Source organism: Crenobacter intestini (genome assembly GCF_004919095.1).
Lineage (GTDB): Bacteria > Pseudomonadota > Gammaproteobacteria > Burkholderiales > Chromobacteriaceae > Craterilacuibacter > Craterilacuibacter intestini.
The window spans coordinates 26,291-43,449 of record NZ_STGJ01000018.1 but is presented as its reverse complement, the minus strand read 5'-3'; the positions used below and the strand labels follow the sequence as shown (position 1 = coordinate 43,449).

Here is a 17,159-nt window from a genome sequence, read left to right as displayed (position 1 = left end):
ATTGGCATAATGAATTGCAGTTGGAATACTGCACTACAGAAGAAAAAAAGCGAAATTTCTCAGTGTTTCAAGGCACCGTCGACCAGCCGCACCTGCCGCTCGCAGGTGTCGGCCAGGCGCGCGTCGTGGGTGACGATCAGGAAGGTGGTGCCGTCGATGCGGTTGATCTCGCGCATGAGCGCGAACACGTCGGCGGCGGTCTGGGTGTCGAGGTTGCCGGTCGGCTCGTCTGCGAGCACCAGCCGCGGGCGCGCCATCAGCGCGCGCACGATGGCGACGCGTTGCTGCTGGCCGCCGGAGAGTTGCACCGGCTGCTTGTACGCGTGCGCGGCGAGGCCGACCCGCTCGAGCAGTTCGGCGGCGCGCGCGCGGTCGGCTGCGTCGACGCGGCCGCGCCCGGCGAACACCGGCATCAGCACGTTCTCGAGCGCCGAAAATGCCGGCAACAGGTGGTGGAACTGGAAGATGAAGCCGAGGTAGCGGTTACGCAGCCGGGTACGCGCGTCGTCCCCCAGGTCGTGCGCGGCTTCGCCGGCGATGATAAGCCGCCCCTCGCTCGGCGGCTCGAGCAGGCCCATGATGTTGAGCAGGGTCGACTTGCCCGAGCCGGACGGCCCGATCAGCGCGGCGAACTCCCCTTCGGCGAGCGCAAGGTCGATGCCGTGCAGCACCTCGACCAGCGGCGCCTTGCCGCCGCCGTAGCGCTTGCGGATGCCGGAGAGGGTGAGCACGTCAGCCACGGATCGCCTCCACCGGATCCAGTCGCGCCGCGCGGCGGGCCGGCGCCCACGCCGCGAGCACACCGACCAGCGTTGCGATCATGGCAGTCACGGCAAACAGCGAAGGAGTGACCACCACCGGGAACAGGGGCGAGCCGTCGGTGTTGCGCGCGATACGGGTAAAACCCAGCGCCAGCGCGGCGCCCAGCATCGAACCTAACAAGGAACCCGCCAGGCCGTACAGCGCGCCCTGCAGCAGGAATACCGCGCGGATGCGCGCCGCCGGCGTGCCCATCGCGCGCAGGATGCCGATCTCGCGCTGCTTCTGCACCACCGACACCACCAGCACCGACGCGATGCCCAGCGCGACGGCCAGCGTGACGAACACCTTGATCATATTGCTCGACGCGCTCTGGCTCCTGAGCGCGGTCACCAGCTGCGAGTTTGTCTCCTGCCAGCTGTCGGCGTCGAGCCCGGTACGCGCGGCGGCGGCGGCGGCCAGCGCCTCGGCGTCGAACAGGTCGTCGGCGCGCAGGTAGATCTCGCTGACGTCGAGCCGGTAGCCCAGCTGGTTCTGCGCGCTGCGCAGCGGCATGAGCAGCCAGCGCCGCGACAAGTCCTTCAGGCCGAAGTCGAGCAAGGCGCCGATGGTGTAGGTCTCTGCGCTACCGGTGGCGGTGACCACCCGCAGGCGGTCGCCGACCTTGAGCCCCAGCTCGCGCGCAAGCTCGGTGCCTATCATCACGTCGCCGCTGGCCAGGCGCAGCCGGCCGGCGCGCAGCTTGGTCTCCAGCGGCACGATCTTCTGGTAGTCGGTAAGCTCGACCCCCATCAGCACCACCGACTTGCGCACGCCGCCCTTGATGACGAAGCCGGGCCCACTGGCGAGCGCGGCGCTGGCGGCGACGCCGGGCACGCCGTCGGCGGCGGCCTTCAGCCGCTGCCAGTTGGCAATGGTGTTCTCGCGCTGGGTGCGCGTCTCGACTTCGGCGAGCAGGGTCTCGCCGGCTGGCACCGTGATCTGGCGCAGGTTGACGTCCTCACGCGGCTTGAGCGTCACGTGCGCCTGCGTCGACAGCGTCTTGTCGATGATGTTCGCCTGCAGGCCGCTGACGATGGCGGTGATGTAGACGACGACGGCGACGCCCAGCGTCACCCCGGCCAGGATCAGCCAGCTCTGGAAGCGGCCCTCGCGCATCAGCCGCCAGGCGACGGTCGGCACGAACATCAGCGGGACGCCCTGGCGCGCGCGCGCATGCCCGGCGCCGCGTCCTGCCCCGGCAGCACCAAGAGATCCCCCGGCGCCAGCCCGGACAGCACCTCGACGCGGCCGTCAGCCTCGACGCCGGTGCGCACCGGCACCACCTCGACGCGGCCGCTGGCGAGCCTGAGCGCGTGGCGGCCGCCCGCGCCGTCGCGCAGCGCGCCGGCGGGCACCGTCAGCGCCGAGCCCTTGCGCGCGGCGACCACCTCGGCCGACACCGTCATGTTGTGGGTCAGGAAGGCCGGCGGCGCGTCGGGCACGAGCGTCACCTCGACCGTGCCGCGCTCGGCGTCGACGCGCGGCGCGATCTTGGTGAGCTTGGCGTCGAACGGCGCGTCGGGGCGCGCGTCCGCCGCCACCCGCGCACGCTGGCCGGGCGAGAGCCTGGCGAGGTAGCGCTCGTCGACGTCCAGGCGGATCTCGCGCCCGGCGCCGGCGGCAAACAGCAGCACCGGCTTGCCGGCGGTGACGAGGTCGCCGACTTCGACGTCGCGCGCGAGCAGCACGCCGTCGTGCGGCGCGCGCACCGACAACTGCGAGAGGCGCGCCTGCGCGGCGGCGACCGACCCTTGCGCCGCCCCGGCGCGCGCGCGCGCGAGCCTGACCTTCTTGTCCTCGGCGTCGAGCGCGGCGCGGCTGATGAAGCCCTGCGCGAACAGGCCCTGCTGGCGCGCGTACTGGCGGTCTGCCTCGGCCTGCGTCGCGGCCGCCTCCTCGGCGGCGGCCCCGGCCTGCGCGAGCTGCGCGGCGACTTCATCCGACTCGAGCGAGAGCAGCAAGCTGCCGGCAGCGACCCGCGCGCCTTCTTCCACAGGCGTCGCGCGCACGCGTGCGGTCAGCGTCGCGCCCAACGCGCTCTCGCTCTGCCCGGCTACCCGCCCGCTGGCGACCACGGTTAGCGTCAGCGGCCGCGCGGCGAGGCGCTCGACGGTTAGCAGCGGGCCGTACAGCACGCGCGGCAGCACGAACCACGCGGCGGCGGCGAGCAGGACAAGCGTCAGGGCGATATAGAGCAGACGGCGGCGCGACATGGCGAAGCCCGATAAAATGACATCCACCTTTTTACCACAGGGCCGACACCGCCATGAACAGCTTCCAGCAACAACTCGCCGCACTGCCCGCCTGCGAGCACCTCGCCGCGGTCGAACTGGCCGACCCGCAGGGCCGCGTGCTCGCGCGCATCGAAAACGCGCCGGGCAGCGCGGGTTCCTTGCGCGTCTACCACGCGCTCGCCACGCGCTTCGGCGCGATCACGCCCGAGGCGGCCGAGGCCGGCCTCGCCATCTTCGCCGAGCATACCGCGCACGCGCAGGGCCACCCGGGCAGTCACCCAAATATCGACCGCCTGCTTGCCGTCGTCTCGGGTGAGCTTCCCGTGCTGACCGTCTGCGAAGTCGCGCGCTAGCGCGCGCGCCGGTACAGCCTGAGTGCGGGCTCGCCTGGGTATACCTCGCGGTAACCGTCCCAGACGAAGCCGAGCTTCACCAGCAGCGCCTGCGAGGCGGTATTGGCGTCGTCGGTGATGCCCAACAGTTCGCGGATACCCGCCTCGCCTTGCAGGTAGTCGACGCACGCCTGGCCCGCCTCGAAACCGTAGCCCTGCCCCGAGTAGGCGGGCAACAGCGCGAAGCCGAGGTCGGGCGCCGGCAGTTGCGGCCGGAACACCGGCCCGCAGATGCCGATCGGCGTGTCGCAGCCGGCTAAGCCCACCCGCCACAGCCCCGCGCCATGCTGGCGGTAGCTGGCACCGGGCCCGGTGTCGAGGTAGCGCAAGGCGCCCGCCGCGTCGCGCACGCCCTTGTCGCCGATATGTTGCAGGAAGGTCGGGCTGTTCAGGAGTTCGACCAGGAAATCCGCGTCATCGGCGGACAGTTCGCGCAGGGTCAGCCGCGCGGTGGCAAGTTGGACGGTCATCGTCGGGTCCCCAAAAAAAAACAGGCCGCCCGCAGGCGGCCTTGGCAGGCGAAGGCGGACGGCTTACTTGTAACGCGGCGCCAGCAGCAGCGCCGGCACCTCGCGCTTGTCGCCCGGACGGCGGCGGCGGCCCGGGATGCGCGGGGAATCCGGACGGCCGTCATCTTCGGCCGGACGGTTGTCCTGCGGGTAGCGGTCGACGCGGATCACCTTGCGCTCGGCGGCCTTGTCGGCGCGCTCGTGGCGGTCGCCGCGCGGCGCACGGTCGGCACGCTCGTAACGCTCGGGCTTGTCGCGGCGCTCCTGGCGGTCGCCCCGCTCTTGGCGCTCACCCCGGTCGCCACGCTCGGCCCGCTCGCCCTTGTCGTGGCGCGCGTCGCGCTCGGCACGGCCGCGCGGCGCGTCGGCGCTCGGTTCGGCCGCACGGCCCGGTGCGAAGCCCTCGGCCTGCTGCGGCGTCAGCTTCTGCCGCGTCAGCTTCTCGATCTGCTCGTGGAACTTGGTCTCGGACGGCGACATCAGCGAGATGGCCACACCGCTCGCGCCGGCACGGCCGGTACGGCCGATGCGGTGCACGTAGTCTTCCGGCGAGTGCGGCAGCTCGTAGTTGACGACGAAGGGCAGTTCGGAAATGTCGAGACCGCGTGCAGCGACGTCGGTCGCGACCAGCACCTTGACCTCACCCGACTTGAACGCGGAGAGCGTTTCCAGGCGCGCGCTCTGCGCCTTGTCGCCGTGGATCGCCTCGGCGGCCAGGCCTTCACGCTGCAGCTCGCGGGTCAGGCGGTCGGCGGTGAGCTTGGTGTTGCAGAACACGATCACCTGGCTCATGTCGCGCTGGCGGATCAGGCGGGAAAGGAGCGCACGCTTGCGGTAGGCGTCGACCTCGTACACCAGCTGCTCGACGTCGGCGTTGGTCGAGTTCTGGCGGGCGACCTCGACCGTCTGCGGGTCGCGCATGAACTCGGCGGCCAGCTTCTTGATCTCCGGCGAGAAGGTCGCGGAGAACAGCAGCGTCTGCCGCGTCTTCGGCAACAGCGCGACGATCTTGCGGATGTCGGGGATGAAGCCCATGTCGAGCATGCGGTCGGCTTCGTCGAGCACCAGGATGTCGACCTTGTTCAGCATCACCGTCTTCTGGCCGACATGGTCGAGCAGGCGGCCCGGGGTCGCGATCAGGATCTCGACGCCGCGGCGCAGCTCGGCGGTCTGCGGGTCCATGTTGACGCCGCCGTACACGGTCGTCGTGCGCAGCGGCAGGTACTTGGTGTAGCGCGCGGCGTTCTCGCCGACCTGGTCGGCCAGTTCGCGGGTCGGGGTCAAGATCAGCGCGCGCACCGGGTGCATCGCGGGCGACGCGCTGGCGCTGGCGAACTTCTTCAGGCGCTCGAGCAGCGGCAGCACGAAGGCGGCGGTCTTGCCGGTCCCGGTCTGCGCGGCGGCCATCAAATCGGTACCGCTGGTCACCAGCGGGATCGCGCGCGCCTGGATAGGCGTGGGCTCGGTATAGCCCAGCTCGTCGATGGCCCTCTGGATTTCGGGCGAGAGGCCAAGCTCGGCAAATGTCATGTCTTGCTCCGGCGGCCCGCGCTGGCAGGCCGCGTATCAATGTTCATAAAACGACGACGCCGCCCCCTGTGCCGGGGCGGCGCGACGGGCGGCCTTCAGCCGCCGAAGGATCAGGCAAACAGGCCGGCGACCGAGAGCAGCAGCAGGAAGCCCAGCCACAGCAGCACCGAGCGCCAGACCAGGCCGACCGCGCTCTTCAGGAAGGCAGGGTCGGCCTCATCGCCGGTCCCCAGTTCCGGGCGGATCTTCAGCCCGTAGTCCTGCCGGAGCGGGTCACCCAGCCGCACACCGATGGCGCCGGCGGCCGATGCCAGCAGGATGCCGGCCGTGTAGTTGCCCCAGGTTCTCGCCTGCGAGCGCCAGCAGTAGACGGCATCCTCGAAGTCACCCACCACCGCGAAGCTCGCCGCGGTCAGCCTAGCCGGCAGCCAGTCCAGCCACAGGCCGGCACGCTCGGCGAAACGGCCGAACGGGTCTTCGTCGAGGTTGCGCTCGCCCCACTTCTGCGCGAGCACGCTGGCGAGCCGGTACAGCAAGGCGCCGGCCGGGCCGGGCAACACCACGAACCAGAACATGGTGCCGAACACGTGGCGGTAGCTGTCGAGCACGCCCTGCTCGATCGCCAGGCGCGACACCTCGTTCACCGACAAGTCGGACGCCGGCGTACCCAGCCACTGGCCGAGCGCGCCGCGCGCGTCGTGCTCGCGGCCTTCGGAGAGCGCCAGCGAGATTTCGGAGAAGGCACCGGAGAAGTGGCGAAAGCCCATCGTCAGGTAGAGGACGAACACGTTCCACACGAAGGCCAGCGCCGGGCTCAACTGGCCGAGCAGCCAGTAGACGCCAAGCGCGATCGCCACCGCAGGCACGATGGCGGCCAGCCAGGCGATGGCGCCGTGGCGGACGGAGCCTGCGTTGAAGTTGCGCTCCAGATGGTTGGCGTAGCGGATGAACAGCAGCCAGACCCGGTTACGGTTACCGAGGGGCCGGATCTGTTCGAGCGCCAGCGCGGCGATCAGGGCGAGCAAGGTCATGGCTGCATGCGAAGAAGTGGTCAAACCCGCCCCGAAGATAACACAAAGCGCATCGGCATGGCGCGCCGGCGTCAGGCGCTACCGAGCTTGCGGCCACTGCCGGCCGGGGTGGCCTGCGCGCCCGAGCGGTCGTAACCGGCCTCGCGGCGCAGGGTGTCGCGGATCTCGGAGAGCAGGGACTCGGCCATCGTCGCGCGTTCGCGGCTGGTCTGGGCGTTGGCGTCGTTGAGGGTGCGCGCGCGCATCAGCGCGGTCTCAAGCCTAAGCCACGCGTCGCGCACGGCGGCATCCTGCGCGGGCAACCAGCGCGCGATGTCGTCCGGCGTCGTCAGTGCAGCGTCGCGGCACAGCAGCCGCCGCTCCTTGCCCTGTTCGGCGAGTTCGGCCAGCAACGCTTCCTTGTCGCGGGCGATCGCGATCAGCGGCGCACCGTCCAGACGCAACAGCGCGCGCTGTTCGTCGGCCAGCAACGACGCGAGGCGCTCGAGCAGCGCACGCTCGGCGTCGCAGGCGGCGACAAAACGCGCGTCAAAAGACTGCATCGTCACGGGCGGCCGATCAGGTCGCGGGCGGTGGCGATCAGGCCGTCGGCGATCGCGTCGGCGTTGACCCGATACTCGCCGGCGCTGATCGCCGCGCGGATCGCGTCGACCTTGGCCGCGTCGAACGCGGGCTCGGCGGCGGCGGCCTGCAACTGGCCGGAGAGCGGGTTGATCGCGACCTTCTCGCCACTACCCTCTGCACGCGCGGGCTCGTCACGGCGCGCGGCCTTGGCCTGAGGCGCATACGCGGCAGACGCCTTGCTCGCTGCATCGATTTTCATGGTCATTCCTCTACGGCAAAAAGCTGCCTGCTTATTTATCGACCGTTGCGCCGGTTTCTTTAAGCCAATCAGGGCAGGCTGACGACAACGCTGCCGTCGGCGCGTGCGACGCCCTGCACCACGCGGCCGGACGGCATCCTCACCGTCACCGGCTCGCCCACCGCCGCGTTGTTGTTGGCGAAGCCCTCGGCGCCCACACTCACCCCGTCGTATTCGACCAGCGCGCGCACCGGCGAGCGCATGCGCACGACAAACGGCGCGCGCAGCGCGGTCGGGCGCAACACCGTCCCCGGTGGGATCTGCGCACGCGCGGCCTTGCCCAGCAGCAACGAGGCGTCGTCCACGCCCTGGCGCGCCAGCGTCGCGTTGCCGACGTCGGCAAGCTTGATGTCCGCCGCGGTCAGCACCTGCCCCGTTGCGATCAGGCCGCTGGCGACAAACACGCGACGGGCAGCGCGCACCTGTTCGACAGGCAGGCCCAGCGACCAGCCCAGCGACGGGCAGCGCACCAGCACCTGCCCTGCCGGGCGGCCGTCCGGCCACGCGGCGTCCAGCGTGTCGCACGCGGGCAGGAACACCCGCGCGTCGGGCGCGCCGACCCGCTGCGCGGGCAGGCTATGACGCCCGGCCTCGGCGTCGACAAAGCGCTGCGCGCGCTCACGCAACTGCGCGAGGTCCTGCCCGGCCGGCGCACTAGCCGCGCCTCCCGCCACCAGCAGCGCGCAAAGTGTCGCGAAAAAACGTCTGCACATGGCCGCATTCTAACCGTTGTCGCCGGACTGTCCCAAGCCGCAGTTGACGTCCGCCCTTGCATTTAGAATATTTGCTTCATGCGGAAATTTCATTCGCATGACACACCATAAAAAACAGAGGGGCATTCCATGCAAGCATCCACCCTGCGCCGCGGCAGCGCCGCCGTCGCCTTCGCACTCGCCACCGGCTTCGCGCCGGCCGCCACCTTCAGCCAGGCCTGGTTCTTCGGCGACAGCCTGACCGATAGCGGCGCCTTCTCGGGCGTCGGTGGCCTGCCCGACGGCAGTCGCTGGACCACCAACAACGCGCCCAACCACGCCGACGTGCTGGCCACCGCACTCGGCCTCAAGGCCAGTGCGACCAATCCGCTAACCGGCTACAACCCGGCCGGCAACAACTACGCGCAAGGTGGTGCCCAGTCGGTCGAAACCGCCAACCCGGGACCTGGCGGCAAGGAAATCCGCGACCTGCCGACCCAGATTTCCGATTACTTCAAGCGCAGTGGTGGCAAGGCTGACCCCAACGCGCTCTATTTCGTGTGGACCGGCGGCAACGACATCCCGGCGGCCGCAGCCGCTTCGGCGAGCGGCGGGACCAGTGCGGCCCAGGCGAGTATCGCACAAGCGGCAGGTTCGTTAGCCGGGCAACTGGGTGCGCTCAAGGCCGCGGGCGCAAAGCTGATCATCGCGCCCAACCTGCCTGCATTCGGCAATACGCCGGCGGCGCTGTACGCGGTTTTGCAAGGAGCAACCGGTTACCGTACCGACATGCCTGATTCACAGCAAAACGCCCAAGTCGTCGGCCTCTACCGGCAACTCGAGGCCGCAGCCAGACAGGGGCTCAGCGCCAGCGCTGCTGCAGATGCCGCCAGCCAGAAAGCTGTCGTCAACAATGTCCTCACTCAACTGGCGCCTGAGCTGGCCAAGGCCGGCATTGCCCAGCAGGTGACAACAGCCGTCACCGCGGCCATTACCCAACAAGTTAAAGCGGCCTTACCGGCAGGTACTCCACAGGACATCATTGACGCCCAAGTCGCCGCCGCATTGAAAGCCAACCTAGCAACCCAAGTGAATGCCCAACTGCCGGGAGCAATCTCGGCCAATCTGGCCAGTGCAACGGCATCTGCCCTGCAAAAGCTGAACGAAGGCTACGCCAGCGCCCAAGGCAGCCTCAACCAGCTGACCCAGTTGTTCAATGCGTCGGTCGACGCCGGCATCGCGCAAAGCGGCGCCAACGTGGTACGCCCGGACGTGGCCGGCCTGTTCGCAGCGGTACTCGCCAACCCGAAAGCGTTCGGCGTCGACAACGTCACCGGCAGCCAGTGCGCCGGCACGGCCCTGACCTGCTCGACGCTGACGCCCAGCGCAACGACCCTGCTGGCCGCGCCAAGCTTCCTGTTCGCCGACGACCGTCACCCGACCCCGCTCACCCACCAGGTGCTCGGCGACTACTTCGCCAACATCCTCGCCGCGCCGGCGTTCGCCGACGCGCTGGGCCAGGTGCCGCTCGCCTCGCGCCAGGTGATCCGCGACACCCTGCACGCGCACGCGCGCGCACTGGACGCTGCGCCGCGCGCGGTACGCAGCGTCGGCGCCATCGTCGGCGGCGGCTTCGGGCGCGACCATGTCGAAGCGGGCACGCTCAAGCCCGAGGCGATCGGCACGCTGGGCTTCGACTACCAGGCTACCCCCGAACTTGCGCTCGGCGTCGCTTTCAGCGGTGGCAAGACCCGCGCCGACATCGGCTCGCTCGGCAGTTACAAGGGCGACACCCGCAGCCTGTCGGCGATCGGCAACTGGCGGGCGGCGCCGCTGTGGGTCGACGGCGAGGTCTTCCTCGGCAACACCGACCTCGACACCCGCCGCAACATCAAGCTGGGGCCGACCTACCGCGCGGTGCAGACGGCCTCGACCCGCGCGACCCAGATGGGCTTCGACGTGAACGGCGGCTACCGGATGCAGTGGGGCAAGCTCAGCACCGGCCCGCAAGCCGGCCTGCGCTACGAGCACGTGAAAGTCGGCGCGCTGATCGAGGACACGCTCGACTTCAGCGCGATGCGCTTTGGCGAGCAGAAGGTCAAGTCGCTGGTCGGCTCGCTCGGCTGGAACGTCGCCACGACCGCCGGCCGCTTCTCGCCGTACGCGAGGGTCGGCTACTACCACGAGTTCAAGGGCGACGCGCGCGACATCGAGGCGGGGCTCTTGAGCACGGCCGGCAACTTCACGGTCGAGGGGCAGGCGCTGCCGAAGAACTGGGGCGAACTGGGGGTGGGCAGCGCGCTCAATGTCGCCCCGGGCGTCACCGCGTTCGCGCAGGCCACCGGCAGCTTCGCGCGCGACGACGGCAACTTCTGGGGTGTCAACGTCGGCCTGAACGCGACGTTCTGAGCGGTTTTCCCCAAGGCAAACACCCCGCGGTACGCCGCGGGGTGTTTTTCGTTCAGCGCTGGAAGGGGTAGACGCTGCCGAGCGACAGGATGCCCGTCAGCTCGTCGAGCGCCTGCTGGCTCTCGGCAAGCAGCGCCGGGTCGGCCAGGTCCGCGGCCGACAGGCGGTCGCGGTAGTGGCGGCCGACCCAGCCGGTGAGCCGTGCGTAGAGCGCGTCGTCCATCCACACCGCGGGGTTGACCGCGGCCGCCTCGGCCTCGGTCAGCGCGACGCGCAGGCGCAGGCAGGCCGGCCCGCCGCCGTTCTGCATCGATTGCTTGAGGTCGAACACCCGCACCTCGGCGATCGGGCCGCCGCTTGCGAGCAGCCGGTCGAGGTAGGCCGACACCCGCGGGTTGACGCGGCACTCCTCGGGGACCACCAGCAGCATGCGACCGTCGGAGCGGCGCAACAGCTGGCTGTTGAACAGATAGCTGTGCACCGCGTCCTCGAGGCTGACCTCGTCGGCCGGCACCTCGACCGCCTCGAAGGCGACGCCTTGCGCGGCGAGCTTGGCGGACAGTTCGGCGAGCACCGCGGCCTGGTCGGCGAACGCCAGCTCGTGATGGAAGGAGACGTGGCCGTTGCCGACCGCGATCACGTCGTTGTGGAACACGCCCGCGTCGATGGCGTCGGCGTTCTGCCGCGCGTACACCACGCACTCGGGCGCGAGGCCGTGCAGGCGGGCAATCGCCTCGCTCGCTTCCAGCGTCTGGCGCGCCGGGTAGCGGCTCGGCCCTGGCGCACCGGCGGCGAACGCTGCGCGACCGTACACGAAGAATTCGACGCCGCGCGCGCCGTAGTCGCCGCAAAAGCGGGTGTGGTTGGCCGCGCCCTCGTCGCCGAAGTGCATCTGCGCGGGCAGTGCCGCGTGGTGCGCGAAGCGGTTTTCGTCGGCGAACATCGCCTTGAGCAGGCGGCCGGTCTGTTCGTGCTCGAGCGAGCGGTGGAACTTGTTGTTGAGGTTGGCCGGCGTGAAGTGCACGCGGCCATCATGGGTGTCGGCCGACGGGCTGACCGTCGCCGCGTTGGCGGTCCACATCGGCGAGGCCGAGCTGACCGCGGCGAGGATGGCCGGCGCTTCCTTGGCAGCGCGCGCGAGCACCGCCGCGTCGTTGCCGGCAAAGCCCAGCTTGCGCAGCGCCTGCGTGTCCGGCCGGGCGTGCGGGGCGAGCACGCCCTGCTTGAAGCCCATGTCAGCCAGCGCCTTCATCTTGGCGAGGCCCTGCAGCGCCGCCTCCTTCGGGTTGGCGAGCCCGTGGGCGTTGCCGGTGGAGGCGACGTTGCCGTGCGACAGCCCGGCGTAGTTGTGGGTCGGGCCGACCAGCCCGTCGAAGTTCGCTTCAAACGCTTGCATCGGGGTTTGCTCCGTGAACGGCCCTCCTCTACGGGGAGGGCTCTGCAGGATTAAACCATCGCGGACGGCGCCGGCATTCCGCCCACGCGACGGCTATTTACACAAACATCATTGCACGTCCAGCAAGAAGGCAGCCCGCAGGCTGCCTTGCCGTGGTCTTGCGAAAGGCAAATCAGGCCAGCGCGTGCGCGATGAGCGACTTGACGGTGGCGGCGTCGGCGTCGACTTCGACCACCCGCTGTGGCAAGTCCTCGATGCCGTCGAAGCCGGCCGGACGCGGCGGTTCTCGATCCAGCGCCTCGCGTATGGTCTCGGCAAACTTTGCCGGCAGCGCGGTCTCCAGGCAGAGCACCGTCTCGCCAGGGATGCGCACTTCGCGCGCGACCTTCACGCCGTCGGCGGTGTGCGGGTCGAGCACCACGCTGTCTTCGGCGTCGATCTGGCGGATGGTCGCCAAACGGTCGGCGTGGCTGCTGGCGCCGGAGACGAAGCCGAAGCGCTCGCGCACGTCGGCCAGGCGCGCCGACAAGTCGAAGCCGACGCCCGCGTCGACCGCGCGCCACAGGCGGGCCACTTCGGCGCCGTCGCGGCCGACCAGGTCGAACACGAAGCGCTCGAAGTTGGACGCCTTGGAGATGTCCATCGACGGGCTGGAGGTGACGAAGGTCTCGGCGGTGCTGCGCGGGCGGTAGACGCCAGTGCGGAAGAATTCGTCGAGCACGTCGTTCTCGTTGGTGGCGACGATCAGGCGGTCGATCGGCAGGCCCATCTGGCGCGCGATATGGCCGGCGCACACGTTGCCGAAGTTGCCGGACGGCACGCAGAAGCTGAGCTTCTCGTCGTTGTTCGCGGTCGCGTTAAAGTAACCGGCGAAGTAGTACACCACCTGCGCGACCACCCGCGCCCAGTTGATCGAGTTGACGGTGCCGATGCGGTACGCCTCTTTGAAGGCGTGGTCGTTCTGCACCGCCTTCACGATGTCCTGGCAATCGTCGAACATGCCGCGCACGGCGATGTTGTGGATGTTCTCGTCGGTGAGGCTGTACATCTGCGCGCGCTGGAACACGCTCATCTTGCCGGCCGGCGACAGCATGAACACGTTGACGTTCGCCTTGCCGCGCAGCGCGTACTCTGCGGCCGAGCCGGTGTCGCCCGAGGTGGCGCCGAGGATGTTCAGCCGCTCGCCGCGCTTTTGCAGCACGTACTCGAACAGGTTGCCGAGCAGCTGCATCGCCATGTCCTTGAAGGCGAGCGTCGGGCCGTTGGAGAGCTCGAGGATCTTCACGCCGTCGTGCAGCGTCTTGACCGGGGTGATCGCCGCACTGCCGAACACCGCCGCGGTGTAGGTGCGTGTGGTCAGTGCCTTGAGGTCATCCTCGGGAATGTCGGTCGCGTAGAGGCGCAGGATCTCGAACGCAAGTTCCGGGTACGGCAGCGCGCGCCAGGCATCCAGCGTCGCGCGGTCGACCTGCGGGTAGCGCTCGGGCAGCGCGAGGCCGCCATCGGGGGCAAGCCCCATCAGGACGGTGTCGGAGAATTCGAGCGGCGCCATCGCGCCGCGGGTGCTGATGTACTTCATCGGTTTCTCTTTTAGTCTTGTGTAAGGTGCTTGCCGAGCATCAGGAGGTCACGCCGCACGCAATCGAGTTCCGCCACCTGCGGCAGCTCGCCCCAGCGCGCGTAGCCCGCGCGCGAAAACAGCGCGACCGACGGCGCGTTGTGGCCGAACACCAGCGCGACCAGGTTGCGCACGCCAAGCGCCGGGCACGCCACCTCGACAAAGCGCAGGAAGGCCGCGCCCAGGCCGCGGCCGCGGGTGTCCGGCGCGAGGTAGACGCTCACTTCGGCGGTCGCGTCATAGGCGGCGCGGCTGTGGAAGGCCGACAGGCTGGCCCAGCCGACCACCCGGGAGCCGGCCTCGGCGACCCACAGCGGGTGGCGCTCGCCGTGCGCGGCGAACCACGGTTCGCGGTCTGCCACGCTGACCGGCTCGAGGTCGGCGGTGACCATGCGCGAGGCGATGGTCGAGTTGTAGATGTCGACGATCGCCTCAAGGTCGTCCCGCGTCGCCCGGCGGACGCTGATGCCGGGCACAAGCTCAGCCATTGAGTTCTTCCATGCGCAGGCGTACCACCGGGCAGGTGACGCTGGCCAGGGCCTCGATCGCGGCGATCGCCGCGTTGGCCTGGCGCTCCTTCACGCGGTGGGTCAACAGCACCACCTCGGCCGTGCCCTCGGACAACGAGCCCTTCTGGATCAGCGCCTCGATCGAGATGTCGTTCTCGGCGAGCAGACGGGTGATCTCGGCCAGCACGCCGGCGCGGTCGGTCACGCTGATGCGCAGGTAGTAGGAGCTGACCACCTCGTCCATCGGCAGCAGCGGCAGGTCCTTGAGCTGGTCCGGCTGGAACGCGAGGTGCGGCACGCGGTGCTCGGGGTCGGCCGTCATCAGGCGGGCGACGTCGACGATGTCGGCGACCACCGCCGACGCGGTCGGCAGGGCACCGGCGCCCGCGCCGTAGTAGAGGGTCGGGCCGATCGCGTCGCCCTTGGCCAGCACCGCGTTCATCACGCCGTTCACGTTGGCGATCAGGCGGCCCTCGGGGATCAGCGTCGGATGCACGCGCAGTTCGACCCCGTCTTCGGTGCAGCGGGTCAGGCCCAGCAGCTTCACGCGGTAGCCCAGTTCCTCGGCGTAACGGATGTCGCGGCCGTCGAGGCGGCTGATGCCCTCGAGGTAGCACGCGCCGAAGTTCATCGGGATGCCGAACGCGATGGCCGCCATGATGGTCAGTTTGTGGCCGGCGTCGTGGCCTTCGACGTCGAAGGTCGGGTCGGCTTCGGCGTAACCCAGGCGCTGCGCCTCGGCCAGCACGTCGGCGAAGCTTGCGCCCTTCTCGCGCATCTCGGTCAGGATGAAGTTGGAGGTGCCGTTGATGATGCCGGCGATCCACTCGATGCGGTTGGCGCTCAGGCCCTCGCGCAGCGCCTTGATGATCGGGATGCCGCCGGCGACCGCCGCCTCGAAGGCGACCATCACGCCCTTCTCCTGCGCGCGCGCGAAGATCTCGTTGCCGTGCAGCGCCAGCAGCTTCTTGTTGGCGGTCACCACATGCTTGCCGTTGGCGATCGCACGCAGCACCAGTTCCTTGGCGACGGTGTCGCCGCCGATCAGCTCGACCACGATGTCGACGTCCGGGTGGTCGACGACCGCGAAGGCGTCGGCCACAATGGCGACTTCCTCGCCGACCAGCTCGCGCGCCTGCTCGACATTGCGGCGCGCAGCGATGGTCAGGCGGATGTCGCGGCCGGCACGCCGGCTGATTTCTTCAGCATTTCGCTTCAATACGGTGGCGACACCGCCACCGACCGTCCCAACCCCCATCAGGCCAATATTGATCGGCTTCATGCTCGTGCTCCTGGTTTTATACGCGTGTTCGCTGCAAAGAAGGGACCGCGCACGGTCCCTTGTGTTGGCCTGCCGCGGCCTAGTTGGTGCCGTGGCGCAGGCGGTAGTTTTCGAGGAAGTGCCCGACCCGGCCGAGCGCCTCGGCGAGGTCGTCCGTATTCGGAAGGAATACCACGCGGAAGTGATCCGGTGCAATCCAGTTAAACCCCGTCCCCTGCACCAGCAATACCTTCTCCTGCTGCAGCAGCTCGAGGATGAACTGCTGGTCGTCGGCGATCGGGTACACCTCGGGGTCGAGGCGCGGGAACATGTAGAGCGCGCCCTTGGGCTTCACGCAGGAGACGCCGGGCATCGCACTCAGCATCTCGTACGCTAGGTCGCGCTGGCGGGCGAGGCGGCCGCTGGGGGCGACCAGGTCGTTGATGCTCTGGTAGCCGCCCAGCGCGGTCTGGATCGCGTACTGGCCGGGCACGTTGGCGCACAGGCGCATCGAGGCGAGCATGTTCAGCCCCTCGATATAGTCGCGCGCGTGGCGCTTCTCGCCGGACACCGACATCCAGCCGGCGCGGTAGCCACAGGCGCGGTAGTTCTTGGAGAGGCCATTCATCGTCACGCACAGCACGTCCGGCGCCAGGCTGGCGATCGACACATGGTGCTCGCTGTCGTACAGCACCTTGTCGTAGATCTCGTCGGCGTAGATGATCAGCTGGTGCTTGCGCGCCAGTTCGACGATCTGCTCGAGCAGGGGTTGCGGGTAGACCGCGCCGGTCGGGTTGTTCGGGTTGATCACCACGATCGCGCGCGTGTTCGGCGTGATCTTGGCCTCGATGTCGGCGATGTCGGGGAACCAGCCTTGCGCCTCGTCGCACACATAGTGCACCGCACGGCCACCGGCCAGGCTGACCGCCGCCGTCCACAGGGGATAGTCCGGCGCCGGCACCAGCACCTCGTCACCGTTATCGAGCAGCGCCTGCATCGCCATCACGATCAGCTCGGAGACGCCGTTGCCGACGTAAATGTCCTCCAGCCCGACGCCGGGGATGTTCTTCTCCTGCGTGTAGTGCATGATCGCCTTGCGCGCGGCAAACAGGCCCTTGGAGTCGGCGTAGCCGGAGGCCGCCGGCAGGTTGGCAATCATGTCGGCGGTGATCTCGTCCGGCGCGTAAAAGCCGAACGGCGCCGGGTTGCCGATATTGAGCTTGATGATGCGATGGCCTTCTTCTTCCATCTTCTTCGCGTGCTCGAGCACCGGTCCGCGGATGTCGTAGCAGACGTTGGCGAGCTTCTGCGATTTGCGCACGGGTTGCATGGGGCAGAATCCTTCTGGCGGGCCGCGCCCGCGTAGGTGAGGTCAGGCCGGCGCGGCTCGCGCGTAGCCACCTGAGTGTCATTACAGTCGGCTATAATCCTATCCCATCCGCTGCTGCGCTGCACTAGCCAGCGGCGCCCCCCTCGCGCAAGGAAACCCGCCCATGAAACTGCACCAGTCCGAGCTCGCCGGCCACCAGTTGTTCAGCGGCTACGGCGACGGCTATTTCCAGCTCGGCCAGACCCGTTACAGCCACCCGCTCGTGGTGTGCGGCGAACACGCCGCGCAATGGAGCGCGACCTCGTTCGACGCGCTCGCGCCCGAGCACTTCGCCGAGCTCGCCCGCTTCGAGCCGGAGGTGGTGCTGGTCGGCTGCGGCAAGGTGCAGCGCCTGCTGCACCCGCGCCTGTACGCCGCGCTGTCGGCCGCGCACGTCGGCGTCGAGGTAATGGACAGCGCCGCCGCCTGCCGCACCTACAACATCCTGCACGCCGAGGGCCGCAAAGTGCTCGCCGCGCTGCTGCCCGCCTGACGCACAAACGCCCCGCATCCCTGAGGGGACGCGGGGCGTCAGCCTTGCCTTTT

17 protein-coding genes are annotated in these 17,159 nt (G+C 69.2%); 3 read left to right on the top strand and 14 right to left on the bottom strand.

The annotated features are described in order from the left end of the window. Positions 1 to 59: 59 nt before the first annotated feature. From E5K04_RS13985 to E5K04_RS13975, 3 genes are read right to left on the bottom strand one after another with little or no spacing between them, the layout of a single operon-like run. Complete coding sequence (locus tag E5K04_RS13985; RefSeq protein WP_136555196.1) at positions 60 to 740, bottom strand: ABC transporter ATP-binding protein; 681 nt, start codon at positions 738 to 740, stop codon at positions 60 to 62. Further along, a complete protein-coding gene (locus E5K04_RS13980; RefSeq protein WP_136555194.1) occupies positions 733 to 1,947 on the bottom strand; it encodes an ABC transporter permease in 1,215 nt (404 codons plus the stop codon). The genes E5K04_RS13985 and E5K04_RS13980 overlap by 8 nt, the downstream gene beginning before the upstream one ends. Continuing rightward, the gene (locus E5K04_RS13975) at positions 1,947 to 3,014 is read right to left on the bottom strand and encodes an efflux RND transporter periplasmic adaptor subunit (RefSeq protein ID WP_136555191.1); all 1,068 of its coding nucleotides are present in this window, start codon (positions 3,012 to 3,014) and stop codon (positions 1,947 to 1,949) included. The genes E5K04_RS13980 and E5K04_RS13975 overlap by 1 nt, the downstream gene beginning before the upstream one ends. 53 nt (positions 3,015 to 3,067) lie before the next feature. Here E5K04_RS13975 and E5K04_RS13970 point away from each other — a divergent pair, with 53 nt between their 5' ends. Next, positions 3,068 to 3,388: a DUF2322 family protein gene (locus tag E5K04_RS13970; protein ID WP_136555189.1), complete on the top strand. Its 321-nt coding sequence runs from the start codon at positions 3,068 to 3,070 to the stop codon at positions 3,386 to 3,388. On the opposite strand, the gene E5K04_RS13965 is transcribed toward E5K04_RS13970, so the two are convergent. From E5K04_RS13965 to flgA, 6 genes are all read right to left on the bottom strand, one after another. Next, the gene (locus E5K04_RS13965; RefSeq protein ID WP_136555186.1) at positions 3,385 to 3,897 is read right to left on the bottom strand and encodes a GNAT family N-acetyltransferase; all 513 of its coding nucleotides are present in this window, start codon (positions 3,895 to 3,897) and stop codon (positions 3,385 to 3,387) included. The genes E5K04_RS13970 and E5K04_RS13965 overlap by 4 nt on opposite strands. A gap of 63 nt (positions 3,898 to 3,960) precedes the next feature. Then, positions 3,961 to 5,466: a DEAD/DEAH box helicase gene (locus E5K04_RS13960; protein WP_136555184.1), complete on the bottom strand. Its 1,506-nt coding sequence runs from the start codon at positions 5,464 to 5,466 to the stop codon at positions 3,961 to 3,963. 110 nt (positions 5,467 to 5,576) lie between these two features. Next, complete coding sequence (locus E5K04_RS13955) at positions 5,577 to 6,497, bottom strand: CobD/CbiB family protein (protein WP_136555182.1); 921 nt, start codon at positions 6,495 to 6,497, stop codon at positions 5,577 to 5,579. A 71-nt stretch (positions 6,498 to 6,568) separates the two neighbouring features. Then, on the bottom strand, positions 6,569 to 7,039 hold the full coding sequence (locus E5K04_RS13950) for a flagella synthesis protein FlgN (RefSeq protein ID WP_136555180.1): 471 nt from the start codon (positions 7,037 to 7,039) through the stop codon (positions 6,569 to 6,571). A 2-nt stretch (positions 7,040 to 7,041) separates the two neighbouring features. Next, complete coding sequence (gene flgM / locus E5K04_RS13945; RefSeq protein WP_136555178.1) at positions 7,042 to 7,320, bottom strand: flagellar biosynthesis anti-sigma factor FlgM; 279 nt, start codon at positions 7,318 to 7,320, stop codon at positions 7,042 to 7,044. Between the two features lie 68 nt (positions 7,321 to 7,388). Further along, the gene (gene flgA, locus E5K04_RS13940; protein WP_136555176.1) at positions 7,389 to 8,072 is read right to left on the bottom strand and encodes a flagellar basal body P-ring formation chaperone FlgA; all 684 of its coding nucleotides are present in this window, start codon (positions 8,070 to 8,072) and stop codon (positions 7,389 to 7,391) included. A 129-nt stretch (positions 8,073 to 8,201) separates the two neighbouring features. On the opposite strand from flgA, the gene E5K04_RS13935 reads away from it, so the two are divergent. Beyond that, entirely contained in the window at positions 8,202 to 10,460 is a 2,259-nt protein-coding gene (locus E5K04_RS13935; RefSeq protein ID WP_136555174.1) for an autotransporter domain-containing protein, read from the top strand. A 52-nt stretch (positions 10,461 to 10,512) separates the two neighbouring features. Here E5K04_RS13935 and astB read toward each other — a convergent pair whose 3' ends face one another. The 5 genes from astB to E5K04_RS13910 all read right to left on the bottom strand — a co-directional run bounded on the left by astB (position 10,513) and on the right by E5K04_RS13910 (position 16,574). Then, the gene (gene astB, locus E5K04_RS13930) at positions 10,513 to 11,856 is read right to left on the bottom strand and encodes an N-succinylarginine dihydrolase (RefSeq protein ID WP_136555172.1); all 1,344 of its coding nucleotides are present in this window, start codon (positions 11,854 to 11,856) and stop codon (positions 10,513 to 10,515) included. 172 nt (positions 11,857 to 12,028) lie between these two features. Continuing rightward, a complete protein-coding gene (gene thrC, locus E5K04_RS13925) occupies positions 12,029 to 13,435 on the bottom strand; it encodes a threonine synthase (RefSeq protein ID WP_136555170.1) in 1,407 nt (468 codons plus the stop codon). 11 nt (positions 13,436 to 13,446) lie between these two features. After that, positions 13,447 to 13,962, bottom strand: a complete 516-nt coding sequence (locus E5K04_RS13920; RefSeq protein WP_136555168.1) for a GNAT family N-acetyltransferase — start codon at positions 13,960 to 13,962, stop codon at positions 13,447 to 13,449. Continuing rightward, positions 13,955 to 15,265: a homoserine dehydrogenase gene (locus E5K04_RS13915; protein WP_136555166.1), complete on the bottom strand. Its 1,311-nt coding sequence runs from the start codon at positions 15,263 to 15,265 to the stop codon at positions 13,955 to 13,957. The genes E5K04_RS13920 and E5K04_RS13915 overlap by 8 nt, the downstream gene beginning before the upstream one ends. Before the next feature lie 79 nt (positions 15,266 to 15,344). Continuing rightward, a complete protein-coding gene (locus E5K04_RS13910; RefSeq protein WP_136555164.1) occupies positions 15,345 to 16,574 on the bottom strand; it encodes a pyridoxal phosphate-dependent aminotransferase in 1,230 nt (409 codons plus the stop codon). Positions 16,575 to 16,737: 163 nt separating this feature from the next. On the opposite strand from E5K04_RS13910, the gene E5K04_RS13905 reads away from it, so the two are divergent. Further along, positions 16,738 to 17,106 carry an Mth938-like domain-containing protein gene (locus E5K04_RS13905; RefSeq protein ID WP_136555162.1) on the top strand — a complete coding sequence of 123 codons (369 nt, stop codon included), beginning with the start codon at positions 16,738 to 16,740 and terminating at the stop codon, positions 17,104 to 17,106. Positions 17,107 to 17,159: the final 53 nt, after the last annotated feature.

Bases quoted from the DNA above. Each gene is read 5' to 3' on its own strand.
- flgM (WP_136555178.1), bottom strand. From the start codon at position 7,320: ATGAAAATCGATGCAGCGAGCAAGGCGTCTGCCGCGTATGCGCCTCAG.
- E5K04_RS13950 (WP_136555180.1), bottom strand. From the start codon at position 7,039: ATGCAGTCTTTTGACGCGCGTTTTGTCGCCGCCTGCGACGCCGAGCGT.
- flgA (WP_136555176.1), bottom strand. From the start codon at position 8,072: ATGTGCAGACGTTTTTTCGCGACACTTTGCGCGCTGCTGGTGGCGGGA.
- E5K04_RS13910 (WP_136555164.1), bottom strand. From the start codon at position 16,574: ATGCAACCCGTGCGCAAATCGCAGAAGCTCGCCAACGTCTGCTACGAC.
- E5K04_RS13915 (WP_136555166.1), bottom strand. From the start codon at position 15,265: ATGAAGCCGATCAATATTGGCCTGATGGGGGTTGGGACGGTCGGTGGC.
- E5K04_RS13960 (WP_136555184.1), bottom strand. From the start codon at position 5,466: ATGACATTTGCCGAGCTTGGCCTCTCGCCCGAAATCCAGAGGGCCATC.
- E5K04_RS13920 (WP_136555168.1), bottom strand. From the start codon at position 13,962: ATGGCTGAGCTTGTGCCCGGCATCAGCGTCCGCCGGGCGACGCGGGAC.
- E5K04_RS13965 (WP_136555186.1), bottom strand. From the start codon at position 3,897: ATGACCGTCCAACTTGCCACCGCGCGGCTGACCCTGCGCGAACTGTCC.
- E5K04_RS13975 (WP_136555191.1), bottom strand. From the start codon at position 3,014: ATGTCGCGCCGCCGTCTGCTCTATATCGCCCTGACGCTTGTCCTGCTC.
- E5K04_RS13955 (WP_136555182.1), bottom strand. From the start codon at position 6,497: ATGACCTTGCTCGCCCTGATCGCCGCGCTGGCGCTCGAACAGATCCGG.
- E5K04_RS13935 (WP_136555174.1), top strand. From the start codon at position 8,202: ATGCAAGCATCCACCCTGCGCCGCGGCAGCGCCGCCGTCGCCTTCGCA.
- E5K04_RS13905 (WP_136555162.1), top strand. From the start codon at position 16,738: ATGAAACTGCACCAGTCCGAGCTCGCCGGCCACCAGTTGTTCAGCGGC.
- E5K04_RS13970 (WP_136555189.1), top strand. From the start codon at position 3,068: ATGAACAGCTTCCAGCAACAACTCGCCGCACTGCCCGCCTGCGAGCAC.
- astB (WP_136555172.1), bottom strand. From the start codon at position 11,856: ATGCAAGCGTTTGAAGCGAACTTCGACGGGCTGGTCGGCCCGACCCAC.
- E5K04_RS13980 (WP_136555194.1), bottom strand. From the start codon at position 1,947: ATGTTCGTGCCGACCGTCGCCTGGCGGCTGATGCGCGAGGGCCGCTTC.
- thrC (WP_136555170.1), bottom strand. From the start codon at position 13,435: ATGAAGTACATCAGCACCCGCGGCGCGATGGCGCCGCTCGAATTCTCC.